Below are 26,044 nucleotides of genomic sequence, written 5' to 3'. Positions count from 1 at the left end.
TCAGGGTTTCGCGGGGATTAGAAGCTCATTTTCCACTGGCCCGTCAGGCCTTGATCGCGGCTATGGGTGCCGGCTTGGCGAGTGTAGGTCAAACCGACCCTGTGCCGGGGCGACACGGCAAGGTCCAGGCCCGCTTGCAGGTCCAGGCTATCGCGGTCCAGGGCGGCGCCGGTGATGGTAAAGCCGTCAATCAGGGCTGGCGCACGGCGCGAGGATTGGCGGACCTGGCTGTCGACGTCGCCATAGAGGTGCTTCCAGCTCGTGCTCAGGTGGGGCGTGAGGCTCATGTTGTTATCGAAGCGATACAGCGTTGCCAGGCGCAGGCCGAGGGTGCTGTTCAGATTTTGTTGGGTCTGGGGGCCGACGTTCAGCGCGGCCAGGCCACCGCTCTCTTTGAAGCGGTCGCGTTGATAGCGTTGGTAGCCGAGACCGGCGAAGGGCTCGACACTGGAATCACCGCTGCCCAGTTGATAGCCCAGTTCAGAGAACAGTGTCTGGCTGCTGGCGTTGTAATTGCCTTTGAGCGAGTCGTGGTAATTGAGCAGGCTGACGCTGCGTTTGTTCTGTCCTGCATGGTTGCTGTAAATCCCCCCCAGGCGCAGGGCCAAGGGGCCGTCCTGACGCACGGCGTAACCGCCCAAGTGCCAGCTGTCTACCTCGGCGGCATAACGTGGGGCATCGAAGCGGCTGGAGGTCTTGGCGCCCATCACACCCACCCGCCAGGCATGATCGATCGCCCAGTCGGCACCCAGCAACAGGCCTTGGGTATCGTGTTTCAGGCCGGCGCTGCCACGTTGCGATTCAAGGCTGCCGCCGTTACCCAGGCCCTTTACCCAGAAGTGGCCGTCGTTGTCAGTAGGCAGTGTGCGCAGGGCGGCGAGCAATTGTCGGCTCAGGTGCTGGGTGGTGGCCTGGGTTGCGGTGGCCAGGTTGGCGTTTTGGCTGGCGGCCAGTTGCTCAAGGGCTGCGCCGATCCCCCCGGGTTGTTTGCTCAATTGGTCGAGTGATTGCTGCAGTTCCTTGAGGTCTTGCGAGTCCAGTTCGCCGGAGGCCACGAGTTGAATCAATGCCGGCTCCAGCACCTTGGCGACCTGCAGGCCATTGTGCGAGGTAGCCTGCTGGGTGAGGAATCCGTCGAAGGGCGGTGGAAGGGGCGGTGCATCGAACTCGGATGTAAACGCCCAGCTATAGTCGTCCGCGTCGTAGGGATGACTCCCATAGGGCCTGTATTCAATATCGCCTCGCGCGTGGGCGGGCGGAAAACTGGCGGCCACCGCCAGGCCGATGACGATTGCGACTCTTTGAAGTGTAAAGGGCATGAATTCCCAACCTCTGATGAATGAGGCCGGGAATTTAGGCGAGGTGAGGGGGGATAACTGTCAGGTTATCGACCGCTGATTTGCGGGAGTTGTCTCTAGTACGGCGCGATTAAAAACTCATCTGCCATTGGCCTGTCAGTGCATGGTTACGGCTGTTGCTACCCACTTCGGCGGTATAGCCCAGGCCCAGGCGATGACGCGCCGATAAGCCTACGTCCAGTCCCGCTTCCAGCAACAGGCTGTCCCGATCCAGGGCGCTGCCTTCCACATTGAAGGCTGTGCCACCGCCCAGGAAAGCCTGGCGGGTGGTGCTGTCGACATCGCCGTAGGTGTGCTTCCAGCCAACGCTGGCACGGGGTGTCAGGCTGACGCCGTTGTCCAGTTGGCTCAGGTGTGCCATACGCAGGCCGAAGGTGCTGCTGAAGTTGTCTTGGGTCTGGGCCTCGATGTGCAGTGCCGCAGCGCCGCCTTTTCCTTGTAGCTGTCGCGCTGGTAGCCGAGGTTGGCGAACGGCTCAGCGCTCAAGCGACCCCTGCCCAGGGCGTAGCCAATCGGCGCCGAGCACTGTGCCTTTGGTGCGCTGGGTCAAACCGTTGCTACCGTGCTCGCCATCGAGCTTGCCGTAGCTGGCGATACCTTCGCTGCCGTTGGCAAAGCCGTTCTTGTCGACACCCCCGGCGCCGACACCCTGGATGACCCCGTAATTTTCGATATGGGCGATCTTGTCGATGTCCACGCCGTCACCGTCGCTATCCGGTTGCAGCCCGGAGAACGCGCCGGTGAGGGTGCCGTGGTTGATCACGGTGCCGTCGACATCGGAACCAAAGCCCGAGCCGTTGCGGCCGATCACTGTGCCGTAGTTGGTCAGCGTGGCACCCTCGTCCGTGGTGATGCCGTGGCGGTCGCCGGAAATCAGGCCGTAGTTGGTGACTGTCACGCCGCTGGCATGCAGGGCGACCTTGTTATGGCAAGCGAGTCGATTGGTATAGCGCAAGGTCGTTGCAGGAATGTGTCGCAGTGATAACGGTTAAGCCGTTTGCATTAAATTGCACATTTTCAGGTATTTTTCCTCGATATCTGCATTTTAATGCGTATATAAAAGCTCGTCATTCGTAAAAAATGCACTATATTGCATGTGTCGCTCTCGTTTCCGCCTCGCAGGTGCACTAAATTGCAGAAAGACACCGCTTACTCTTTGACGTTGCAGATTTTCACCGCCGGGCACTGGCATGATGCTCTGCGGCTTGAATTTCCTGAACCGCAACAGGGTTTTGTCGGGCCCTGCAGGTTTCATTACCGCCAGGATTATCTTGTCGATCACCTAGAAGATATCCAGCAGCCTTTCTGCACCGCTGCCAGTGCCCGGTTCCCACTGGATTGGGACGTTACAGTGCTCAAGTCAGCCCCCGCTTTTTTGCACGATATCGCGCCAGCCGGCGCGGCCAAGCGTTTTTTGATGCAGCGTCTTGGTCGTGAGAAACCCCTGGCCATCAATGACGATTTGTTCTTGCTGGGGCGCAGTACGCCGGCACCTATTGGCAACATGCGGATCAAGGAGTCCATCCAAGCGCTGGGCGGTGAAACACCGATGGGATTTGCACGACATGACGTCATCAGTCGCGACAGCCGCTTCCTGGAATATGCCTATGAACAAGGTGCTGCCATAGGCGGTGCTACCGGAGCAGGTGGCGAGGCACCGAAATTGTTGATGACCCAAGACGTAGATGGCTTGTTGTATCCAGACGCGATCCTGAATGACGATGACGTCGCTCAGCACTGGTTCATCAAGTTCGCGCGCAACCAGGCCACGCAGACTGATCAAGATATCCTGAGAAGCGAGTACCACTATTACCGGGCGCTAGAGTCTCTTGGCATCGAAACGGTTGCCACCGAAGGGCTGGCGCTGGAAGAGGCGACAAAACCCAGCCTGTGGATGCATCGTTTTGACCGCAGGTTGGGTGAGGGTGGTGTTGAGCGGCTGGCCGTCGAGTCGATCTATTCCTTGGCCGGCGTGACGAACCCTGGCAGCTACATGGATCATCTGGAGGTGGTGAGGCTGTTGGTTGCTCAATGGCGAGCCGTGGGGCAAGAGGACCAAACCGCAGATCTGGTTGCAGAATACCTGCGCCGGGATTTGTTGAATAAAGTGCTGGGTAATTCGGATAACCACGGTCGCAATACGTCGATCATCCGCGAGCCCAAGGCGCTGCGCCTGGCCCCCATTTATGACTTGGCGCCCATGGTAATGGATGCTGAAGCAGTCACTCGAACCACCAAATGGCCCAAACCCTTGGAAATCGCCGGGGATATCAATTGGAGAGCGGTATGCGAGGCTCTGGCCGACCTCGTCGACCCCGAGCAAAGCTTTGAACGCCTGCGACAAACAGCCGAGCACCTGCGTGCATTACCGGATCTTCTGGTGGCCAGTGGCGTGCCCGCTGTGACCTTGAATCATCCAAGCATCCCATTAGGGAAACTGGACCTGCGCCTCAGGCAGTGGGGGTTGAGATGACGATCAGCATGGATGCCCGTGCGTTGTTAATCGAAAGCGTCGAACAAGGCTTGGCCGATGGCTCGCTCGAGCTGGGCGCCGCCGTACGCCGCCTGCGCACCGAAGTGACCGGTCTGCACCAAAGCCAGTTCGCCAAAATGTGCAAAATCTCGGTGCGCACCCTGGTGCATATCGAACATGGCGAGGGCAACCCAACCCTGAAATCGCTGAATGCCGTGTTTCGGCCCTTCGGTTTGCAGATGGGTGTGATCAAGGTACGGCGCAACAGGCTCTGACCGTCAACCGCGCCGCACGTAGCCCTTGCCGAAATGCCGTTCCATCCGCGCCTGGATCAATTCCAGCCCCAGGGACATCACCCAGTAAATGATCGCCGCGGTCGTGAGCATCTCGATATAGCGGTAGCTGGAGCGGCCATAGGACTGGGCCAGAAACATCACTTCCCACACGCCCATCACCGAGATCAGGGACGAGTCCTTGAGCATCGAGATGAACTGGTTGGTGGCCGGCGGGATGATGGTGCGCATGGCCTGGGGCAGGGTCACGTGCCAGAAGATCGCCCTGTCACGCATGCCCAGGGCCAGCGCGGCCTCGCGTTGGCCATGGGGCACGCCGAGGATGCCGGCACGGAAAATCTCGCTCAGGTAGGCACCGTAATTCAGCGACAGCGCGATGATCCCGGCGACGATAGCGCCTGGCACCAGCCCCAGCTGCGGCAGGCCCAGGTAGATCAACAGGATCTGGATCAGCAGCGGGGTGCCGCGAAAGAACGAGGCGTAGAAACTGGCGATGCCGAACGCCACCGCACTTTTCGACAGACGTCCCAACGCCGTGATAAAGCCCAGCGCCGACGACGCGACGATGGCGCACAGGCACAAGAACAGCGTCAGCGCCGCGCCTTGCAGGAAGCCGTTGGGCGCAAGGTGCAGGCCGACCAGGTTGGGCAGCTTGTCGAGGATGATCGAGAACTTCAGGTCAAAGCTCAGGAAGAAACTCGCAAACAGGGCGAACAGCGCCGCCCAGGTCAGGTAAAGCCGTAGGCGAAAGCTCATCGGCTGATATCGGCGCCGATCCATTTTTGCGACAGCGCGCTCAAGGTGCCGTCCTGCTTGAGCTGAGCGAAGACCTCACGCACTTTGCTGTCCCACTGCGGGTCGCCTTTCTCGATAGCCACCGAATTGGGCTCCGAGTACAGCGGCGCACCGGCGAGCTTGAAGCGCTTGTCCTGGGTCAGGCGCGGCTGCGCGGTGACCAGGTTGGTGAGGATCGCATCCAGGCGCACGCCGGCGCCCAGGCCCAGATCTTGGAACGCCACGTTGTCGGTGTCGTAAGGGGCGATCTGCACCTCTTCGAACGGGTACTGCAGTTGCGTGTCTTCGGCGCCCTCGATCACCAGGTTCTTGTTCAGGTAGCTTTCATAGCTGGAAGCGCTGGTGAGGCCGACCTTTTTGCCGCTCAGGTCCTTGGCCTCGTGGATACGATCGTCCTTGGCATTGACCACGATCACGGCCGGCGAGGCGTAGTACTCCACCGGGAAGTCGAACACCTCGGCGCGTGCCTTGCTTGGGGTCATGGAGCAGATGCAGATGTCGTAGCGCCCGCTCCAGCGGCCGGCGGCGATCACGTCCCAGGACGGGGTTTCCAGGCGCAGCTTGACCCCTAGTCTTTGCGCCACGGCCTTGGCCACGTCCACGTCGAAACCGTCGAGCTGGTTCTGGTCATTGAGAAATGAAAACGGCGGGTAGCTTTCCATCAGCACGCCGACCAGCTCTTTCTTCTGCTCGACACGATCCAGGGTGGCACCGCCAAAGGCTTGGGTTGAAGCGGCCAACATCGTCAGGCCCAGGGCCAACAGCGGTCTGAATTTCAAAATCGAGCACCTGAATAAAAAAGAGGTTGTTATTAACCGAACGGTACGCATTAAATAGTTATAAGAACGACTCTCATAGTGAGTTATTTTCATAAGCATATGAGTAAAAAGCATATGGGCGCAGTAAGCACAGTAATTCTTGATGGCGGCATGGGCCGTGAACTGCAACGCCGTGGCGCGCCGTTCCGTCAGCCGGAATGGTCGGCACTGGCCCTGAGCGAAGCGCCGCAAGCGGTGGAAGCCGTGCATGCGGCCTACATCGACAGCGGGGCCAATGTGATCACCAGCAACAGTTACGCGGTGGTGCCGTTCCATATCGGCGAAGCGCGGTTTGCCGAGGAAGGCCAGGCACTGGCCGCCTTGGCCGGTGAGTTGGCGCGACGGGCGGTGCAGGCCTCCGGTAAAGCCGTGCGGGTCGCCGGCTCGCTGCCGCCGCTGTTTGGCTCTTATCGCCCTGATCTGTTCCAGGCCGAGCGCGTCAGTGAACTGCTGACACCGCTGGTCAATGGCCTGGCCCCGCATGTCGATCTGTGGCTGGCGGAAACCCAAAGCTCAATCGCTGAAGCACGGGCGATCCATGCCGGCCTGCCGCAGGATGGCAAGCCGTTCTGGCTGTCGTTTACCTTGAAAGACGAAGACACCGACGAGGTGCCGCGCCTGCGCTCCGGCGAACCGGTGGTGGACGCAGCCGAGGCGGCGGCGCAACTGGGCGTGCAGATATTGCTGTTCAACTGCAGCCAGCCGGAAGTGATCGGCGCGGCTATTGACGCGGCGCGGGCAACCTTTGAGCGATTGGGCGTAGCGATTCAGATCGGCGCCTACGCCAACGCTTTCCCGCCGCAACCCAAGGAAGCCACGGCCAACGATGGCCTGGACCCGTTGCGCGACGACCTCGACCCGCCGGGTTACCTGCACTGGGCGGCGGATTGGCAGGCACGCGGCGCCAGCCATTTGGGCGGTTGCTGTGGCATCGGGCCGGAGCATATTGCGGTGCTGGCCCAGAAGTTGGCTGGCTGAGCCTAAGTTCCGAGAGTGTCCAACATCCAATGTGGGAGCTGGCTTGCCTGCGATGGCATCAACTGGTTTTGCCTGATACACCGAGGTGTCTGTATCGCAGGCAAGCCAGCTCCCACAAATGTGAGCATCAATCCCGACACTCTGTGAGTGTCTTCAATTGGCCCGAACCACTCTGGTTCGCCTCCGACAACCAAGCCTCAAACCCTTCACCCACCTTCGGCCATTCCGAATCCAGAATCGAATACCACGCCGTATCGCGGTTCTGTCCCTTGACCACCATGTGCTGGCGGAACACCCCTTCAAAACTGAACCCCAACCGCTCCGCTGCGTACTTGGACCGCGCGTTGCCGTTGTTGCACTTCCACTCCAGCCGACGGTAGCCCTGCTCGAACGCGTACTTGGCCAGCAGGTACACCGCTTCGGTACTTTTCGGTGAGCGCTGCATCGGTGCGCCGAAGGTGACGTGGCCGATTTCGATACGGCCTTGCGCCGGGACGATGGACATCAGGCTGAGGATGCCCTGGACCTGGCCGGTTGTGCGGTCGATCACGCTGAAAAAATACGGGTCGCTATTGGCTGCGTGGTTGTTCAGCCAGGCATCGAAGGCGCTGCGCTCGGAAAAGGGGCCGTAGGGCAAATAGTCCCACAGCTTCGGATCGGCACCGGGGCCTTCGAGGGCCTGCCACAGTTGATCGGCGTGGCGCGCCGGGTCGAGTTTTTCCAGGCGGATAAAGCGCCCTTCGAGCAGTTGCGCGCAAGGCGCCGGAGCGCCTTTCCAATCGGCGAGGGAAGTGGACATGCTGCGCTCCTTAAAGACCTTTGCGAAATTGGATGAACCCTGGGCGTTCGGCGATGCGTTCGTAGAGTTGGATCGCGGTGGCGTTGGTCTCGTGGGTCAACCAGTGCACCTTGCAGCAGCCATCGGCCTTGGCGGTGGCGTAGACGAATTCGATCAGTTTGCGGCCGACACCGGTGCCGCGTTGGGCCGGATCCACCAGCAGGTCCTGCAGGTAGCAGGAATTCTCGATGCTCCAGTTGGAGCGATGGTAGATGAAGTTGACCATGCCCACCGCCTTGCCATCCTGCCAGGCCAGCGCCGAATGGGTCGGCTCGCCGGCATCGATCAGACGTCGCCAGGTGCTCTGGCTGACGGCGTCCGGCAGTTCGGTGTTGTAGAACTTCAAATAGGCCTGCCACAGCGGTAGCCAGGCGGCGTGGTCGGCCGCTGTAACCTTGCGAATGTCGATCGGGCTCATTCTGCAACTCCTTGGGGAATAAAGCGGGCGAGGGTCTGGTCGCGTACATCGGCACTGGCGGCCAGGCCTCCACGCACACCGGCCATGTCGGCTGCGCTGCGATTCTGGCTGAGCTTGCGTTGGCCGATCACACGGTCGATCGGCAGGGCAAAGCCGACGATGGCCTTGAGCATGCCGTCAATGTAGTCCGCCGGTGCGTCGCTGACACGCCAGGGTTGGGCGCGGCCGCTTTCATGGCGGTCGGTGAGGGCGGTGACCACCTTGAGCAAGCGCTCGGCGTCGCTGAATACCGCGGGCGTGCCATAGGCGTGCACGGCGATGTAGTTCCAGGTAGGCACCACTTTGCCGTGCTCGGCCTTGGCGGGGTAAAACGCCGGGCTGATATAGGCGTCGGCACCGGCGAAGATCACCAGCGCTTCACCGCCATTTTGCAGCTCGCGCCATTGCGGGTTGGCTTTGGCCAAGTGACCGTACAGCGTGCCGTTGGGCCCTTCATCGGGGTTGAGCAGCAAGGGCAAGTGGCTGGCTTGCAGGCCGTTTTCACCCACGGTTACCAACTGCGCCAGACGGGTGTGCTGGATCAGTTGCTGGATTTGGGGCAAGTCATCGAGAACAAAGGCGCGGGGTGTGTACATGGAGATTTTCCTTGGCGAATGCCTGCATCCTAGGCAGGCTATTGGTTCGTTGTAAGAGCCATCTAGTGCTATTTTCATAGGTCCAATATGCCGCCTGTTTCGCCGCCGTTGTCCTTCAACCCAGCCGGTATCGAGCTGGACCGCCGCCAGGGCCTGACGCGCCAGCTCTATGAGGCCTTGCGCCAACGGGTGCTGGACGGGCGGTTGGTCAGTGGTACGCGGTTGCCCGCTACCCGCGATCTGGCGGCGGCATTGTCGATTTCCCGCAACAGCGTGGTACGTGCCTACGACCAGCTGTATGCGGAGGGATTTATCGAAAGTCGCGTGGGTGATGGCACCTACGTTGCTCAATTGCCGATGACAAAAAAACTATCCACAAATGTATCCACAGGGTTGTCAACAGGCTTATCCCCAGGGTTATCCACAAAATGGGTGGATTTGTCTGAAGATTTGAACGATGAAGTTATCCACAGTACAGGGTTAGCGCGGGTAAAAGACCATTACCTGCCTCAGCCGCCGTCGGGGCCACCCCGGGCCTTCCGGGTGGGTGTACCGGCCTTTGATCTGTTCCCGTTTGAGGTATGGGCCAAGCTGAATGGGGCGTTCTGGCGCAAACCAGACTTGGAACAGCTCTGCTATGGCGACCCGGCAGGCGACGGCCGCCTGCGCGGTTTGATCGCCGCATACCTGCGCAGCTCACGCGGCATGCAATGCACGGCTGAACAAATTGTGATCACCAGTGGCGCACAGCAGGCGATCAGCCTTTGTGCACAGTTGCTGGTGGAGCCTGGGGACGGCGTGGCGGTGGAAAACCCCGGCTACCGCGCGGCCGGCCATGCATTCGCTTTGGCGGGCGGGCGACTGCATGGCGTACCGGTCGACGGCGAGGGCATGGATTGCCAGGTGCTCAATACCCTCAATGGCTGCCGCGTGGCGTATGTCACGCCTTCCCATCAGTACCCGCTGGGCGTGGTGATGAGCCTGGCACGACGCCTGGAATTGCTGGCTTGGGCCGAGCGTTCAGGCGGCTGGATCGTAGAGGACGATTACGACGGCGAGTACCGCTACAGCGGCGCGCCGCTGTCACCGTTGGCCGCGCTGGACCGCAATGGCCGCGTGCTGTACGTCGGCACCTTCGGCAAGGTGGCGTTCCCGGCGTTGCGTCTGGGTTACCTGGTGTTGCCACCGGGCCTGGTGCAAGCCTTCACCCGACGCCGCGCCGTGGACGTGCGTCATTCCGAAGTCAGCACCCAGGCGGTGATGGCCGAATTCATGGCGGCGGGGCATTTCCAGCGCCACATTCGCCGCATGCGCCGCGCCGCGTTGAGCCGACGCAATGCCTTGTTGGCCGGTTGGCCCGACGGATTGCCCGGCGTCGGGGCCTTGCCTGGCGTCGCGGCCGGGCTACACATGACGGTGCGCGTGGACAGCCTGGCCCGTGAACAGGTGTTGCTCGCCCAGGCCCACTCTGCAGGGGTCGAAATCAACGGCCTGAGCAGCTATTGGCTGGCAGGCACCGGCCCATCTACGGACCAGCGTGCCGGCCTGGTGATGGGGTTTGCCGCTGTACCCGAAGCCGACATCGCGCAGGCGCTGGCACGTTTGCGTCAGGCGTGGTTGCCGTAAAGACATTCAGGTTTTGAAGAACAGCGACTTGGCCAGTGGCTTGCCGATCCTGCGGCGGTGAATGTCAATGATGTCCCAGTCGCTCGGCCCGATGCGTTGGCGAGCACCTCCGAGCCGTTGTTGTTCGCGGGTCTTGAGGTGGTCGGCGCTAAAGTCCTCCAGCTCCGCACCTTTGGCGTCATAGTGAAAGTGCGCGTACCACAGCACCGCACCGCTCTCTTTATCGCGAATCTCGTATTCGTCCAGGTAGTCTTTGTTGGGCCCTTTGAGCGCGCGTCGGCTAACGACCTTGACGATGCTGATCAGCCCTTGGCTGTGCAGCCATTCAACACGCTCGGCAGTGGGTGCTTGATGCTTGACCATCTCGATATAGGTTTTTTCACCTAGCCGATAGAAACGTTGTGCCGCATCGTTGAGCTTGCGGTTGACCGAAGCGGCGGAAGCATGATCACTTTCCGTCAGGTTGCGTTGGGTCAGGGCTTGCTCGATGCTGTTTGATGCCTTCTCAAGTTGCCTGGCGTAATCATCGAACCTGTCTTTAATATCCTGCGGCGCATGCCAGGGTTTCCTGGAGAAACCCTTGTTTTTGCCGATTTCAGTCTGTTCACCGTCCAATAGCGTTTGCCCGGCGTTGATGCTGGCGTCCAGGTCCACGGCAACAGCTGCGGGTGGATGTGACGGGTTTTTCTGGCGTTTGACCCAGACGCCGGGTGCCTTCTCGTGGAACGTAGCGATTACCTTGCCGGTCAGGGCTGCCTTGACGTCGACCAAGGTACCGTCGGTTTCACGAGGCTCACCCATCACCAAGCCGTGGTGACGTGTCTTGATCACTTTGCGCCGTGGCGGCGGTTCTGCCTTTGAGCTGCCTGGCTTGGGCTCCAGGGCTTTTTTCTCGCGCAGCAGGTAGGCCAGGTCACGGATGGCCCGCTGGCTGAACTCGCCGATATGCTGGCGAAAAATCTCCAGGCGGGGTTTGAGCAAGTGCTGCGGGTAATCGGCATGCAGGTCCAGCAGGCGTTGATCGGCGCTGGAGAATTGCTCAACCAGGCTGTTCAGCACGTCAATCCGTTCGTCCGGTGACGCGCCGTTACCGCGTTCGACAATTTCGCTGAAACTTCCGACGTTGAGTTCGGCAGTGTCGACGATCTGGCCCATCTGCTCACGCAGCGTGTCTGGGATCTGGCGTTGCGATTCATCGATACACAAGTAGCGGCTCAAACTGATCTCAAGCGATTTGAGTTCGATGAGCGTGAACTGCGGCAACTCCGCTATGGTTTTGCGAATGAGCTTGGCGCCCTCGTCACCCAGCTCTTTGAGATCGTTGAAGCGGTCGTTAATAAACTCCAGGCGCTTGATGATCTCCTGATTCAGGGTGGACAGGGCCTGTGCGCTTTGCTTTTGATTTTTATAATCAATGTCTACCTCGGCGTCGAGGGTTGGAAACGATGACTGCAAGGCTTCCTTGTAGCTCACCAGTTGTTGCTCCAAGGCAATCTGCGTCAGTTGCACCTGTTGTTTCAGGTAACTCGTCATATTGCTCTGGTAGGTGGCCACGGTGTCGATGATGCTCAAGGACTTGAGCTGGCCGATCACTTCGTCGTACTCCGCCAGTCGGCTGTCGACTTTACCAACGAACTCCGTACGCAGCAGGTCGGTAGACGGGCCGGGCGTTGCGTCCAGCGGAGGCTTTGATTCAAGCACGTCCAGTTGTTTATGGGCGGCAACTGCGTCAAAGGCATTGAGCTTGGTCTTGAGCTGCCTGATGCGCTCAGGCTGATCGACCTTCACCGCTCGCCGTCGGTTGCGAAGACCTCCGCCGCGCAGTCGTAAACGAACATCGACAAACCATTGGCCCGCCAGGTTACCTATCAGCGGTGGGCCGGTACGCAAGGGGCTATCGGGATCGATGACGATGACACTGTCGTTGTCATCGACCATCACCTCGAACCAACGCTTGCCCACTGGTGCGTACCACTTGTCTGCCAAGGGATAGAGATTGAGGTGGCGACCGGGGGTTTTGTTTTGCTCGCCAAGGGCCTTGGGTTTGGCGACGCTGAAACTGTCCAGTGCCGTGGCCAGGCCAAGGGGGCTATGACTCAAGGCCCCCTGGGTGTGCACGGCGCCTTGATGCCTGGCGGGAAGTTGGTTGTCGGGAAAACTGGTTTGTTGCACGCCGGTGTATTTTTTCTTGGCAATTGACGGCTCACCGGACGTTTCGATGGTCGCGGGCTCTGCTTCAGTCTTGAGCCCGGGGGCCTTGAATGGCTCCCGTGGTCGAGGGTGGCGCAGGGCGATGTGCAGGGTCAGGGCCATACCCAGATTAAGGAGTACATCCACCAAGGCTGTCCAGGTAGAGGGCTGGTCGCCCTTGTCCACGGCCTCCTCGGCAGCCTGCAAGTCATCCATGATTTGCCAGATCCAGGCGGCGATTCCTAGGGTGCGGCCCATGAAGGGCAGGGCGATATTGAATATCTGCCAGCCAGCATGCCGCAAGGTCGCCCAGCGCTTTTGCACGTTGGATACCGATTGGCGTGTCGCCAACTCGATCAGGGCATTGGCGTTGGCCTTGAACAGCGTCGCCAGGTTGTCATTGCCCACGACTTCATCGGTCAGCGTTATCGGGCCGCTCATGTACAGCACGGTCAGCGGTTCGACCAGCGCGCGCACCACGGTCCAGGGCGAGGGCACCGTATCGGGGAAAACGTACTGGGCGTAGTTGAACCTTTGCGCTTCCGGCAGCCAGGCCAATACCGATTCGCGCAAGGAACGTTCATGTTTGATGGCGTACAGCAGGTTTTGCCGCGATGCAAACTGCATCAGGGCCGGTTCAAGCAGGGGCCGATACAGCACGCAGGGACCAGTGCCGGACTGTCTGGGGCCGATCACGAACATGTTGGCGACAACATCTTGCTCATGGCCCGGGTGCAAGGTGGGCACGAAGGCCAGGTTGCGGATCACGATGGGCTGCCCGTCTACCTGACGCTCATGTTCATCGGCGTGCATCACGGCGGCGACGTAGCGGTAACCAAGCTCATCGATGCCGCCCTGCTTGCGGATTTTCATCTGCAGCGCCAGCAGCGGCAATTGCACCTGCAGGTGACTGGTGTAGAGCTGCTGTCGGTGGCTCGATTGCAGCGGGTCATCGAGTAGTTTCTGTTTGACCAGGGCTGGGTAGTATTGGCCGATATCGATGTCTTCGATCACGTCTTTCAGATAGCGATAGGTCAGCCAGGCGGGTACGCCATTGTCCTTGCCGTTGTAGTGCACCGTTGTGTTGCCGGTGGGCAGGCCGGTGAGGTTTTCCAGGGCCAGGTCGATCAGGCTGCGACGGGTGATGTCCACGGCGCCCGGGATGACAAAGGTGCCCCACAGCACCGGGCTCTCGATCACGATCTCGATTTTGTCCAGGTTAAGGCGGGCTTCCTTTTCAGGCGCGCGGATGCGGCTTTGCAACTGGCTCCTTGCATAGTCACGGATGGCGGGAACACCGTCCTGAAATGTCTCGCCGTGGTAATGGGTGTGCAGGTGGGCCAGGTCGATCAGGTAGCGGCTGTAGGCGGCGGTGTCGGAGTCGGATGCCGAGGCCAGCCATTCGGGAAGTTGTTGGTGGATGTCGCGAATATTGGACAGTCGATGATCGCTCATTTCTTCAATGCTGGGCACGATGCGCACCGCGCCAGGGGCGCGTGGCTGTTCCTGCACATCGGCTCCGCCGAGCTGGCCGATTATCTGGATTTGCACGGCGATCAAGGTGCAGGCCAACGCGTCGAAGAAGTTGCCATCAGGTTCATACAGGCGCCATTGCAAGCTAGTGTCCTGCTCTGGCGCGCTCATCCGGGCAGGCAGCGAGGCGCCGAAAGCGGCCAATGATGTGAAGCTCTCATACCCGCTTACCAGTGAGTAAGTGAGGATCATCTGGCGATTCTCGTGTTCGCCCACCAACACAGTCATGTCCAGGAAGCTGATGTGGTTGGACTCGCCGTTCTTGAGGATATCCACGTCGACCAGGTAGGCATGGCTCTTGTACGGGTCTTTCAGCGAACGCTTCGCTCGGTCGGGCTCCTGGAAAACCGTGCGGGCCATGGCACATTCGTGTTCGTTCAGGCCTTGCTCTTCGGTGATGTTCCATACCTTCCTCAACGAGTTGGAAAAGGCCTGCCAGCGCGGGCCCGTGGCGCCGTTGGATGCGTTCCAGTAGTCCAACTGCTGTTGCTGGAAGGCCGTGAACAGCAGGCCCGACAAGTCATTGATCAGCCGGGCGACGGCATCGATTTTCACCGCTATGTGTACCGGTACTTCAGCGTACGGTTGCAGCGTGAGGAAGTGCAGGCCGTCGATGTACGTGACTCTGTCATTGGACAGTGCCTGACGGGCCAGTACCGAGGTGAGCGATTCGACGATGGCCGGCGCAGGCTCGACGGCGCTGCCGACCACCTCCCATTGGGGGCTGACCACCTTGGCCAGGTCGGGGTCGATATGCAGCGTCGGGTACAGCTCTTTGAGTGCCGCGCGCAGTGTGGTGGCGGCGACTTCGCGAGTCGTGGGGCCTGTGGTCAGCTGGGTGAGCAGTTCATAGGCCGTCGGTGGGCGGTGGTTATTAGCGATGTCATTGGGCATGTGCAGCTCCTGCGCATTCGATGGCCCGGGCGGGCTTCAGGAATGGCAAGGTAGCGAGCGCCGCTGCGGCGAGGGCGGTAGATACGTCGAGACACAGCGGTGAAACGCGCTGTGATTGTGGCGAGGGGTCAAGCTCCCTCGCCACAGGTCGGTGAGTTACTTCACGTTGAAAAACAAACGCCGCGCCTGCTCCAGGTTGATCTCGCTGAGATAGACCGCGGTTTTCTGCTTCTCGCTCAGGCCGTTGAGAGTGTCAGCTTGCGCGCCCCTGGCCTGCTCTTGTGGCGTCTTCAGGCGCGCCCGCAGGAACGACTTGGCGCGCACCCAATCGGTTGAATAATGAAAGTGCGCATACCACAGCACGCTATGGTCGTTGCGATTACTGATGGTGTACTCGTCCAGATAATCGCTTTCAGGGCTTTTGAGTCGGCGCCGCTTCACGGTTTTCTTGATGACGATCTCATCATTTTGCAGCAACCATTCCAGCCCCTGCACGGTGGGTGGGTGTTTTTTGATCAAAAGCGATTTATAGCGCCGCGCCTCGCTGTAAAGCCCTTGCGCCGCGTCGCTGAGCTGTTTGTTGACGACGGCTGCCGAGGCTTGGCGACTGTCCGTAATATTGCCTGCGGTCAGGGCCTGCTCGATGTTGGCGGAGGCTTGTTCCAGTTTCTGCGCGTGCAGGTGATACAGCAACTCGATCCCGATGGCACTGCGTTCGGGTTTGGCGGCTTGTTCGTCGGCACGTTGCTTGAAGCTCTCCAACCCGTCCAGCAGATCCTGGGCCTGGTTGACGCAGGTAGCGATGTCGACGGCGGTGGCCGGCGGTGCTTCGACGGGGCTCACGTGCTGCACCCAGACGCCGGCGGTTTTTTCATGGAATGTCGCCATGACCTGTTGGTTGAGCGGCGATCGGATATCGACCAACCCGGTTTCATTGCCCGTCGCTGACAGGCGAGGCTCACCAATCAGAACGCCGTTGTAGCGCGTATTAATCACCTTTTTTTGGGGTTTGGGCGGCGTAGGCGCAGGTGTCGGCCGGCCTCTCAGGGTTTCGCGATCATTGTGCAAAAGCTCCAGGTGACCAACGGTTTCGTTGTAGAAACCGCGGATCTTTTCACGCAGGCGCGCCAGGGGAGAGGTGAGCGCGACGTCGGTAAACTCCTGGGGAAAATCCTGCAGGCGTTCATCGAGGATATTGAACTGTTCCACCAGGCTGCCGAGGGTCTCGATACGTTCATCCAGGCGCGACTCGCTACGCTCCAGCAGGGTCTCGTGCAAGGTCTGGATGGACAGGTCGGCGTTGTCGACAATATGGTCAATGGCATTCCAGGCATCCTGCGTAGTGGTGGCGCTGTCTACGCACAGGTTGCGCGCTATCGTCACCTGCAGGGCTCGAAGATGGCGGGCGGTATAGACCGGCAAGCTCTTGCGGTGTTCGCGGATGACCTTGAAGCCGGTTTCGCCCATGGCCCTGAGTTGGGTGAAGCGCGATTCGACGTAATTGAGGTGCTCGATCATGTCCTGGCTCATTGTCGTCATGGCCTGGGCATCGTCGATGTTCCGGTCTTGCGGATGGCTGATCTGGTGTTCAATCTGTTCCAGCACGGTTTTGAGCTTGGGCGTGAAGGTGACTTGGGTCTCGCGTATCCTGGTTTCGGTCAGGTCCAACTGGGCGCCTACATAGCGCACGGCTTGCTCCCGATAGTTCGCGGTCGGGGCGAATATATTCAGAATCTTGAGTTGTTGCAGCGCCGTTTCGTAGTTATTTCTCTGGGCCTGGAGCTTTTGCAGGTAGGTCTGTCGACGGGTCTCGGCTGATGTGCTGGCCGTGGGGTCGTCCATCGCCATCCGCGCCTGTTGCACTTCCAATTGCGCCGCGGCTTTGTCGTTCTCGAACTGCGACAGGCGTCGTTGGGCCTGCGCTACCTTGATTTCCGCTTCGGATTTTGATCTTTGCTGCTGGCGCTTGGGGCCGCCGCCGCGCAGGCGCAGGCGGGTGTCGATGAACCATTGGCCCTGGGCGTTGTGAATCAATGCCGGGCCTGTGCGTTCAGGTGTTTTGGGGTCGATGATGATCACTGTTTCATCTTCATCGGCGCTGACTTCGAACCAGCGGTCTCCTACGGGGGCGTAGTATTTCTGAGCCTGATGGTAAAGGTGCTGGTACTGGCCTTGCGCGGTTTCAGCGGCGCCCAGATCTTTGGGTTTACTGACCTTGAAGCTGTCGAGCAGGACGCCGAGTTCCCCAGGGGCGCGCTTGATGGCGCCACTGATGTGCAAGTGGGGTGAATGCTTGGTCGGCAACGCTTCGCCCAGCGGCAGCAGTTGTTTGACCGTGACCTCTTTGGCGGGCGTTACCTTCGCCAATGTGGGACGGGCCTTGCGTGGGTAACCGGGGCGGTGGCTGCGGCTGGCGACGTGCAAGGTAATCGCCATGCCCAGGTTGAGCAGGACGTCCGTGAGTGCTGACCACTCGGCCTGTTTATCACCGTGCTCCTGCGCCTCGACAAAATTTTGCAGTTGATCGACCACCTGCCAGATCCAGGCTGCCGTACCCGCGCTACGCCCGACAAAGGGCAATACAAGGTTGAATATCAGCCAGCCGGCGTGCTTGAAGGTCGCCCAGCGGCTTTCGGCGTTGGAGACCGATTGCCTGTCAGCCAGTTCGATCAGGGCGTTGGCGTTGGCTTCGAACAGCGTCGCCAAGCGATCTCCGCTGAGTATTTGCTCACCCAACGCCATTGGCCCGCTCATGGTCCACAGCTTATCGGGCTCCACTAGGTAATCGGCGACCTGCCAAGGCGAGGGCAGCGCGCCGGGAAATACATAATTGGCGTAGTCATTGCGCACTGCGTCCGGCAGCCAGGCCAGCACCGACTCGCGCAGGCTGCTCGACTGCGAGATTGTATAGAGCAAATTGGCCGGTGAGGGGAACTGCATCAGCGACGGGGTGAACAGCGGTCGATACAGCAGGCATGGGCCGGCTGCCCAGTCATCAGGGCCGATCACATACATGTTGGCGACCTCGTCCAGGGACGCATCCGTGCGCCTCAGGGGCCGGAAGGCCAATCGCCGGAGCACAATGGTTTGCCCGTCCACCCGACGGTCTGTGGTCTCGTCCTGCAACACGGCGGCTACGTAGCGGTAGCCACGTTCGTCGATACCTTCTTGCCGATTGATCTTGGCTTGCAACGCCTGCATCGGTAGTTGGATACGCAGGTGCTGGCTGTAGAGGGTTTGGCGGCGCGAGGATTCCTGTGGATCGTCCAGCAGTTTTTCTTTGATCAACGCGGGATAGGTGCTGCCGATATCGGCGGCGGTGACCATTGATACAAAATAGTCTGCGTCCAGCCACTCAGGCAGGTTGAAGCCGTTTTGAGTCTTGAGAGAGCGGTTGCCGGTCGGCAGGGCAATGAGGTTTTGCAGGGCCAGTTCAGCCACGCTGAAGGTGCTGGTATCAAACTGACCCGGTACAACGAAGGCGCCCCAGATGACCGAACTCCTCACTTCCAGCCGGATTTTATCCAAGGGCACGTTGGCGCTGTCAGGATGCTCCTTGAGCATTTGCGCCTTGGTCATCTTCAAGGCATACGCTTCGATGGCAGGGATGTCGTCCAGGTAGGAGCGGCCAGCGTTCTGGTTGTGCAGCGCGGCGAGGTCCTTGAGATGGCGGGCAAAGAAGTTCTGGTCGGCGTTCGAGGCATTCATCAACCAGTCGGGCAACCGGTTCTGATACCACATCAAGTCCGGGCTTTTATCTGTGGCAAGGGGGACCACGGCCGGCGGTGTGCCCAGGGCAACATCAGTATTACGGGTTTTTCGCAGGTCTGAAAAGTCGATATCGCCCACGGCCTCCACCAACACGGACACTATTGCGCAGGCCTGCTGATCAAAGAAATCGCCATCGGGTTCGTACAGGCGCCACTGGATTTCCTGCTTCGAGCTAGCGGCGGGCACATGCGCAGGCAGTGAATGACCCAGTTGCTCCAGCGAGGGGAATTTTTCATACCCCTTGAGCAGCGAATGCATGAGGATTGACGTTCGCCCTTCATGTTCACCGCGCAGTACCGCGATCACCACTTCATTATGGTGGACCACTTGCTCTGGGTCGACGCGGCCGATTTCGATCAGGCACGCCTTGAGGCTGTAAGGGTCTTTGCCCTTGCGGTCGGCCTTATCGGGATGGGCGAACAGGGTGCGCGCCATGGCGCACTCGGTGGCGCTCCAGTCATCGGCGGTTTCGACGTTCCAGACCGCCCGCAACTTGCTCGACAACTCATGCCAATGAGGGCCGTTGCCGTTGGTCTGGTTCCAGTAGGCGACCAACTGTTGCTGGAATGCCCGCAGCATGACAGGCGCCAGCAAATTGAGGGTCTTGGCCAGTTCACATATGCGCACGGGCAGGTGCAGGGCCGGTTCGACGATCGGTTGCTGGGTGAGAAAGTGCTCGCCCTCGATGTACAAGGCGGGTTCTGCCACGACCGCCTGTATGGCCAGGATTTCGCTAAGAGCCTGATAGTGCGTGGGCCCGGCGACGATTTCATCGCCGATCAATTGCCAGGTGGGCGTACCGACCATGGCGATGTCGGGGTCGATTTCCAGCGCCGGGTATTGCTCGCGCAGCGACTGGCGCAGCAGGTGGGACGCGGTCTCCCTGAAGGAGGGACCGACGTAGAGTTGAGTGAACAGCGCTGCGCGTTCATCCAGGCGCTTGGCGTTCGTGTGGGTACTGTTTGACGCGGGTGAGGTCATGGCGGGGCTTCCCTGTCTGGCCGGTAGATGGAAAAAGCCCGAGGTACGGGCTTGGCATTTCCATGCTAGGGCGCGGCCAGACCGGGAAGCGGTGCTTACGTAGGCCTGCTGTAAAATTTACAGGGCGTTACCTCCCGGATTTAATCTTGGTCCAGGCCCGCGTCCTGGCGCGTTCGGCTTTGCTGTCCAGGGGCTTGAGGGTGTAGAGCGTGGCCATGGCCGCATCGGTCGGGTACAGGTTGGGGTTGTTGCGAATGGCCGGGTCGACCAACCCGCTGGCGTCCTTGTTGGGGTTGGGGTAACCGACAAAGTCGCTGATCGGCGCGATCACGTTGGGTTGCAGCAGGTAATTGATAAAGGTGTAGGCGTCGCCCGGGTTGCTCGCGCCCTTGGGTATGGCGAGCATGTCGAACCAGATCGGCGCGCCTTCCTTGGGCAGGCGCATATCCACGGTCACGCCATTCCTGGCCTCCTTGGCGCGGTTGGCGGCCTGGGAAAAACTGCCGGAATAGCCCACCGCCACGCAGATATCGCCGTTGGCGATATCGGCCATGTATTTGGAGGAGTGAAAGTAAGTGATGTACGGGCGGATCTTCATCAACAGCGCTTCGGCCTTTATGTAGTCCTTGGGGTTGCTGCTGTTGGGGTCCAGGCCCAGGTGCTGCAAGGCCAGGGGCAGGATCTCCGAGGGCGAATCAAGCAGGGCGACGCCGCATTGCTTGAGCTTGCTGAGGTTTTCCTCCTTGAAGATCAGGTCCCAGCTGTCCACTGGCGCGTTGTCGCCCAGGGCCGCCTTGACCTTGGCCGGGTTGAAGCCGATCAGGATGGTGCCGTACATGTAGGGCACGGCGTACTGATTGCCGGGGTCGTTGGCCTCGATCAGCTTCATCAGCTTGGGATCGAGGTGGTTCCAGTTGGGCAATTGGCGGCGGTCCAGGGGCTGGAACACGCCGGCTTCGATCTGCTTGGCCAGGAACACGTTGGACGGTACGACCACGTCATAGCCGGAGTTGCCGGTGAGCAATTTGGCTTCCAGGGCTTCGTTGGTGTCGAAGATGTCGTACACCAGCTTGATCGACGGGTGCTGGGCCTTGAAGTCTTCCAGCGCCTTGGGCGTGATGTAGTCGAACCAGTTGAGGACCTTGAGGGTTTTTTCTTCGGCCTGGGCTGCGCCGCTGACAACCACGGCGCACAGGGCGAGCGACTTGAGCATGTTCATTGGGCTGCTTCCTCGAAACCTTCCAGTACGTTGACGGCATTGATGCCGATTTCTTCCACCGCGTAACCGCCTTCCATCACGAACAGCGTGGGCTTGCCCAGGCGGGCAATGCGTGCGCCCATGGCCAGGTAGTCCGGGCTGTCGAGCTTGAACTGCGAAATGGGGTCGTCCTTGAAGGTGTCCACGCCCAGGGACACCACGATGATGTCGGCGGCGTAACGCTCGATTTCGGCGCAGGCCTGTTCCAGCGCGGCGCTCCAGGCCTGCCAGCCGGACCCGGCCGGCAACGGATAGTTGAAATTGAAACCGGCGCCTTCGCCTTCGCCGTGCTCATCGGCATAACCGAGGAAGAACGGAAACTCTGCCTCCGGATGGCCGTGGATCGAGGTGAACAGCACGTCGCTGCGCGCATAGAAAATCGACTGCGTGCCGTTGCCGTGATGGTAATCCACATCGAGGATAGCGACCTTTTTACAGCCCTGATCAAGGAACGCCTGGGCCGCGATGGCCGCGTTATTGAGGTAGCAATAACCACCCATCAAATCGCTGGCGGCGTGATGCCCCGGTGGGCGGCATAGGGCGAAGGCGCTGTGGGCGCCCTGGGTGATAGCGGCCTGGGCCGTGAGGGCAACTTGCGCCGCGCTGTAGGCCGCTTGCCAAGTGCCGGCGGTAATCGGCGCACCACCGTCGAAACTGTAATAGCCCAACTGGCCGTGCAGGCTGGTGGGTAACACGCGGCGCAACGTGCGCGCCGGCCAGGTGTAGGGCAACAGGTCGCCGTCCTGGCCGTATTCGGTCCAGCGCTGCCAGGCGCCTTTGAAGAAGTCGAGGTAGTCGCGGCTGTGGATACGTTGCAACGGCACCAGGCCGAAATCCTGCGGGGCCTGCACCGGGCCCAGTTCGCGGTCCTTGGCCCGTTGCAGCACGTGGTCGGCACGCGAGGGCATTTCGAAGCAGGGCATCAGTTGCCCGTCCATCAGTTCACAGCGGCCATGGTGCAGATGATGATCGTCCGAGTAGATCGTCAGCATTTGTTGTTCTCCGCAGGCTGTATTCGTGAGTGCAGTCTTGCGGCGGGCGCGGTTTATGAGAACGACAGGAGCGGCCAAAAGGGGATCAATATGGCCAAAGTGTGTGTCCGCAATTCGCCCCTCATTGGCGCGTCATGCACGAAATTGGCTCGGCGTTACGCCGCTCCAGCGCACGAACGCATGCCTGAAACTCGCCGTTTCACTGAACCCCAGCGTCTCGGCAATCCGGTGGATCGGCCACAGGTCGTTAGCCAACAACTGTTTGGCGCGTTCGAAACGCAGCTCATCGAGCAGTTCCTGATAGCTGCATCCCAGGTTGTGCAAGTGCCGGCGCAGGGTGCGCGCAGAACAGTTCATCTGCTGGGCCAGGCCATCGAGCCCAGGTGCGGCGTGCAATTGTGCAGCCAGCAGCTGGCGGATTCGCCCCAGCCAGGCCTCGCGCCCGGTGAATTCGGTGTTCTGTTTGCGGCAACGTTCGACCATGGCCTGGTGGGTGACCGCGTCGGCCAGGGGCAAAGGTTGGGCGAGCCAGCGTTTATCAAAGGCGAATGCATTGGTGACAGCCTGAAACTGTAGCGGGCAGTCGAAGCACTCGTTGTAGCGCGCCTGATAATCCGGCGCATCGTGCTCGAACCGAGCGCCCAGCAACGGCAGTGGATGGCCGAGCAGGTCGTCGCAAATGACCTTCAGTGATCCCAGGCACAGCTCGACATTGAAGGCAGTCAGTGCCGGGTTTTCGCGGTAATCGCCGGCCGTGAACCAGATACGCTCGCCGTCCTCTTCCAGGCTCAGTTCGAAGAGTGTTCCCAACAGCGCCGGATAACGCAGGGCCAGGCGCAAAGCGTCACCGAAAGTGGCACTGGTGAGCAGGGCATAGCCCAGTATGCCGTACGAAGAAACATGCATACGCCGCCCAACGATCAGGCCGATATCGCGCTGACGGGCCACGGCATTGGCACACACTTGCATTTCCTGGTGCGTGGCGATGCGCGTGTCGGCACGACTCAAGTCCGCAGCGCGGATGCCGCTGCCGGCCAGCAGCGCTTCATGGGGCAAGCCTTCGGCCTCGAAGGTACGCAGCACCAGGGACACGGCATTGAGGGTGGTGAGGTGGGAATGCAGCATGGGAACTTCCAGCCAGGGGGTGGCTGGAAGTAGAGCAAGTTACATGCCGGTCAGCTCAGCTCGCCGCACAGGTCCAGTTCCACCAAGCGGCGGACTTCGGCGCAGTGCAGCCCGGCGCCAAGCAAGGCGTTGAGCTTGCCGAAGGCCGCTTCTCGGGTCATGCCGCCGCCGGACAGTACACCCACGCCGCGCAGGCGACTGCCGGCTTCGTAGACATCCAGTTCCACGCCGCCTTCATGGCATTGGGTGATCGCGACCACCACCACATCCTGGTCCTGCGCACGCTGGAGACTGGCCAGGAAGGCTGGGTTGTCACTTGGGCCGGTGCCGCTACCGAAGCACTCGAGCACCAGCGCCTGGATGCCGCTGTCGATCAGTGCATCCAGTTGCGCGGCAGTGATGCCAGGAACCAGCGGCAGGACGCCGATGTTGGCCGGGGCCTTGTCGTTGCAGTAATCCAGGGCGGCGGGAAGTTTGTCTGCCAGGGCTACACCACCGTTACGTTGCAGTGCGGCGAACGGATTGCGCCCAAAACTGCGAATCTTCGCGCAGCGGGTCGGCGCCATCAGCGCGCCGTGGAAGTATAGGTGCACACCCGGCTTCAGGCCTTCGCCCAAGGCCGTCAATGCACCGCTGACGTTCTCCCAGGCATCGCTATCCGGTACACCCGCCGGCAGCATCGAGCCGGTAAACACTACCGGTGCGGGCAAGCCCAGCAATTGGAAACTCATGGCCGCTGCGCTGTAGGCCAGGGTGTCGGTGCCGTGCAGGATCAGTACGGCGTCGCAGCCGTCATCCACAGCCTCTACCACTGCGGCACGCAGGCGCTGCCAATAGGCAGGCGTCATATTGGCGCTGTCGATCAGAGGTGACATTTCCCGAAAGCGCCAAGCGGGCAGCGGTTGGTCGGCCAGCTGTTCGCGCATGCGCGCTTCAAAACCAGATGCGGGTGCCAGGCCATTGGCGCTGGCCTGCATGCCGATGGTGCCGCCGGTATAGAGCACCATCACGTTGTTGGCTGAATGCATTGAAGAATCTCCTGAACGAAAAACGCCGCCGGGCCCAGAGCATGCCCAAGGCCGGGCGGCGTGTCATCTAGCGGTGATTAACGTTGCGCTTGAGCGCTCAGTTCTGCCGCCGGCGCCGCTTCCGGTTTTACCGGATTGGCCGGCCACGCCTTGCGGTCCAGGTCCAGGTCGGGGAACTGGCTGGAGTCGAACACCGGGGTCTTGATACCCGCCGCGCGCTGGTTGTCGTAGTCGTTGAGGATGCGCATGGCAATCTTGAACAGGAACGCCAGGGCGAACAGGTTGACGAACGCGAGCATGGTCATGGTGATGTCGGCAAAGGCGAACACCGTGCTCAGGTTCTCGATGGAACCCCAGAAAATCAGCACCAGCACCAAGGCGCGATAGCCCATCAGCACCTTGCGGTTGTCGCCGACCAGAAAGCGTAGGTTGCTCTCGCCCAGGTAGTAGTTGTACATGATCGAGGTGAACACGAACAACGCCAGGGCCACCGAGATGAACATGCGGCCCCAGTCGCCCACTACCGCCGCCAGGGAGTTCTGGGTCAGGGCAATGCCGTCGCCTTCAAAGCCTGGGGTGTAGAAGCCGGACAGCAGGATCAGCAACGCAGTGCAGGTGCAGATCACGAAGGTGTCGAGGAACACGCTGAACGCTTGCACCACGCCCTGGGCGATCGGGTGTTCTACCGACGCCACCGCCGCCACGTTAGGCGCACTGCCCAAGCCTGCTTCGTTGGCGAACACGCCGCGTTTCACACCCATGATGATCGCGCTGCCCACCAGGCCACCGAAGGCTTGGTCGAGGCCGAACGCGCTCTTGACGATGGTCGCGAGCATGGCCGGTACATGGTCGAATTGCAGCACGATCACGTACAGGGTCACGGCGATGTACACCAGGGTCTTGACCGGTACCAACAGGTCGGCAATCGAGGCGATACGCTTGATCCCGCCGATGAACACCAGGCCCAGCAACACCGCCAGCGCGAGGCCGGTGTAGGTGGTGTCGAGGCCGAAGGCGTTGTTCAGCGAGTGGGTCACTGCGTGGGCTTGCAGGCCGTTGAACGCAAAACCGAAGGTCACCAGCAACAGGAACGCCATGACCATCCCCAGCCAGCGCTTGTGCAGACCGTGCTGGATGTAATACGCCGGGCCGCCACGGTAGGTGCCTTCAGCGTCGGTGCGCTTGTACAACTGGCCGAGGGAGCACTCGATAAAGCTCGAAGACATGCCCACCAGCGCGGTGACCCACATCCAGAACACCGCACCCGGGCCACCCAGGGTTACGGCAATGCCGACGCCTGCGATGTTACCGGCCCCCACGCGGCCCGCCAGGCTGAGCATCAGCGCCTGGAACGAGCTGAGTTGGCCGGCACTGCTCTTGAGGCTGTCTTTAAACACCGAGAACATGTGGAAAAAGTGACGCAATTGAACGAAACGCGAGCGGATCGTGAAATAACCGCCGAGCCCGACAATGAGCACGATCAGTACTTTCCCTGAGAGGAAGTCGTTGATGACTTCGAGCATGGAGTGTTCCTCGCTGATTTTTCTGATGGCAAACGCAGGACGGTCCGACGCATCGCTCGGCACCAGGCAGTGCACGACGCTCGATCCCCATCCTTTTGCGGGTGTTGTTATTCATGCGCTTTCGCGGTGTACCCGGGCCTCGTTACCGACGGCCGCAGACGCGAAGAGGGGCGGCACTATACCTAGCTGCGCGCCAGCCGTCTGCAAGGGGCGCGATTGACCGAGGAACGGTCAATAGGAAAAGGCGCGCTGGAGACGATAAATAGCTTACCTGTGGCGAGGGAGCTTGCTCCCGCTGGACTGCGCAGCAGTCCCATTTTCCGGGGCCGCTTCGCGTCCCAGCGCAAGCTTGCTCTCTCGCCACAACAGCCATTTGACGACCGTGCCTGGAAACGTAGTGGCAACGAGTAATACGCGCCCGGTGCACGGCATCGGACGCCGCAGTCTCATCGGACTTATACGACGAAACTCACGGAATCGTCCGACTTTACCCTAAGTAAACCCCTCTCCAAAGTTT

At 60.5% G+C, this 26,044-nt stretch carries 18 protein-coding genes and 1 pseudogene; 4 read left to right on the top strand and 15 right to left on the bottom strand.

All coding sequences use genetic code 11. The features are described from left to right. Nucleotides 1–17: 17 nt before the first annotated feature. The 3 genes and pseudogenes from TU73_RS06525 to TU73_RS29595 form a co-directional block, all read right to left on the bottom strand. Entirely contained in the window at nt 18–1,319 is a 1,302-nt protein-coding gene (locus TU73_RS06525; RefSeq protein WP_057011509.1) for an autotransporter outer membrane beta-barrel domain-containing protein, read from the bottom strand. 109 nt (nt 1,320–1,428) lie between these two features. Further along, nucleotides 1,429–1,877 (bottom strand): annotated as a pseudogene (locus TU73_RS29600) (autotransporter outer membrane beta-barrel domain-containing protein); the annotation flags it as partial. After that, nucleotides 1,834–2,313 carry a hypothetical protein gene (locus TU73_RS29595; protein WP_057011507.1) on the bottom strand — a complete coding sequence of 160 codons (480 nt, stop codon included), beginning with the start codon at nt 2,311–2,313 and terminating at the stop codon, nt 1,834–1,836. The gene TU73_RS29595 and the pseudogene TU73_RS29600, both read right to left, overlap by 44 nt. 177 nt (nt 2,314–2,490) lie before the next feature. On the opposite strand from TU73_RS29595, the gene TU73_RS06510 reads away from it, so the two are divergent. Together TU73_RS06510 and TU73_RS06505 are read left to right on the top strand one after the other, a co-directional pair. Continuing rightward, nucleotides 2,491–3,831, top strand: a complete 1,341-nt coding sequence (locus TU73_RS06510) for a type II toxin-antitoxin system HipA family toxin (RefSeq protein WP_057011506.1) — start codon at nt 2,491–2,493, stop codon at nt 3,829–3,831. Next, a complete protein-coding gene (locus tag TU73_RS06505) occupies nt 3,828–4,106 on the top strand; it encodes a helix-turn-helix domain-containing protein (RefSeq protein ID WP_057011505.1) in 279 nt (92 codons plus the stop codon). The genes TU73_RS06510 and TU73_RS06505 overlap by 4 nt, the downstream gene beginning before the upstream one ends. A gap of 3 nt (nt 4,107–4,109) precedes the next feature. Here TU73_RS06505 and TU73_RS06500 read toward each other — a convergent pair whose 3' ends face one another. Together TU73_RS06500 and TU73_RS06495 are read right to left on the bottom strand one after the other, a co-directional pair. Then, on the bottom strand, nt 4,110–4,880 hold the full coding sequence (locus TU73_RS06500; RefSeq protein WP_057011504.1) for an amino acid ABC transporter permease: 771 nt from the start codon (nt 4,878–4,880) through the stop codon (nt 4,110–4,112). Next, nucleotides 4,877–5,698 carry an ABC transporter substrate-binding protein gene (locus TU73_RS06495; RefSeq protein WP_057011503.1) on the bottom strand — a complete coding sequence of 274 codons (822 nt, stop codon included), beginning with the start codon at nt 5,696–5,698 and terminating at the stop codon, nt 4,877–4,879. The genes TU73_RS06500 and TU73_RS06495 overlap by 4 nt, the downstream gene beginning before the upstream one ends. Before the next feature lie 114 nt (nt 5,699–5,812). Between TU73_RS06495 and TU73_RS06490 the strand changes: the two genes are divergently transcribed. After that, entirely contained in the window at nt 5,813–6,715 is a 903-nt protein-coding gene (locus tag TU73_RS06490; protein WP_057011502.1) for a homocysteine S-methyltransferase family protein, read from the top strand. Between the two features lie 127 nt (nt 6,716–6,842). Here TU73_RS06490 and TU73_RS06485 read toward each other — a convergent pair whose 3' ends face one another. The 3 genes from TU73_RS06485 to TU73_RS06475 are packed head-to-tail and all read right to left on the bottom strand — an operon-like array spanning nt 6,843 to nt 8,606. Beyond that, the gene (locus TU73_RS06485) at nt 6,843–7,514 is read right to left on the bottom strand and encodes a GNAT family N-acetyltransferase (RefSeq protein WP_057011501.1); all 672 of its coding nucleotides are present in this window, start codon (nt 7,512–7,514) and stop codon (nt 6,843–6,845) included. A gap of 10 nt (nt 7,515–7,524) precedes the next feature. Further along, nucleotides 7,525–7,971 carry a GNAT family N-acetyltransferase gene (locus tag TU73_RS06480; protein WP_057011500.1) on the bottom strand — a complete coding sequence of 149 codons (447 nt, stop codon included), beginning with the start codon at nt 7,969–7,971 and terminating at the stop codon, nt 7,525–7,527. After that, complete coding sequence (locus TU73_RS06475; RefSeq protein WP_057011499.1) at nt 7,968–8,606, bottom strand: FMN-binding negative transcriptional regulator; 639 nt, start codon at nt 8,604–8,606, stop codon at nt 7,968–7,970. Before TU73_RS06475 ends, TU73_RS06480 begins: the two co-directional genes overlap by 4 nt. A gap of 87 nt (nt 8,607–8,693) precedes the next feature. Here TU73_RS06475 and pdxR point away from each other — a divergent pair, with 87 nt between their 5' ends. Continuing rightward, the gene (pdxR, locus tag TU73_RS06470) at nt 8,694–10,232 is read left to right on the top strand and encodes a MocR-like pyridoxine biosynthesis transcription factor PdxR (RefSeq protein WP_057011498.1); all 1,539 of its coding nucleotides are present in this window, start codon (nt 8,694–8,696) and stop codon (nt 10,230–10,232) included. 6 nt (nt 10,233–10,238) lie between these two features. Here the strand turns inward: pdxR and TU73_RS06465 are convergent, their stop codons facing one another. The 7 genes from TU73_RS06465 to TU73_RS06435 form a co-directional block, all read right to left on the bottom strand. Further along, entirely contained in the window at nt 10,239–14,849 is a 4,611-nt protein-coding gene (locus TU73_RS06465; RefSeq protein ID WP_057011497.1) for a dermonecrotic toxin domain-containing protein, read from the bottom strand. 156 nt (nt 14,850–15,005) lie between these two features. Further along, nucleotides 15,006–19,601 carry a hypothetical protein gene (locus TU73_RS06460; protein WP_057011496.1) on the bottom strand — a complete coding sequence of 1,532 codons (4,596 nt, stop codon included), beginning with the start codon at nt 19,599–19,601 and terminating at the stop codon, nt 15,006–15,008. A 127-nt stretch (nt 19,602–19,728) separates the two neighbouring features. Next, the gene (locus TU73_RS06455) at nt 19,729–20,820 is read right to left on the bottom strand and encodes a polyamine ABC transporter substrate-binding protein (protein WP_057011495.1); all 1,092 of its coding nucleotides are present in this window, start codon (nt 20,818–20,820) and stop codon (nt 19,729–19,731) included. Then, complete coding sequence (locus TU73_RS06450; protein WP_057011494.1) at nt 20,817–21,851, bottom strand: histone deacetylase family protein; 1,035 nt, start codon at nt 21,849–21,851, stop codon at nt 20,817–20,819. The genes TU73_RS06455 and TU73_RS06450 overlap by 4 nt, the downstream gene beginning before the upstream one ends. Nucleotides 21,852–21,983: 132 nt before the next feature. After that, nucleotides 21,984–22,976: an AraC family transcriptional regulator gene (locus TU73_RS06445; protein ID WP_057011493.1), complete on the bottom strand. Its 993-nt coding sequence runs from the start codon at nt 22,974–22,976 to the stop codon at nt 21,984–21,986. 50 nt (nt 22,977–23,026) lie between these two features. After that, nucleotides 23,027–24,004 (bottom strand): asparaginase, encoded by a 978-nt coding sequence (locus tag TU73_RS06440; protein WP_057011492.1) that lies wholly within the window; start codon nt 24,002–24,004, stop codon nt 23,027–23,029. A gap of 77 nt (nt 24,005–24,081) precedes the next feature. After that, complete coding sequence (locus tag TU73_RS06435; protein WP_057011646.1) at nt 24,082–25,527, bottom strand: alanine/glycine:cation symporter family protein; 1,446 nt, start codon at nt 25,525–25,527, stop codon at nt 24,082–24,084. Nucleotides 25,528–26,044 lie beyond the last annotated feature (517 nt).

This window comes from Pseudomonas libanensis (genome assembly GCF_001439685.1).
Classification (GTDB): Bacteria; Pseudomonadota; Gammaproteobacteria; order Pseudomonadales; family Pseudomonadaceae; genus Aquipseudomonas; species Aquipseudomonas libanensis.
This window is presented reverse-complemented; position numbering and strand designations above follow the sequence as displayed.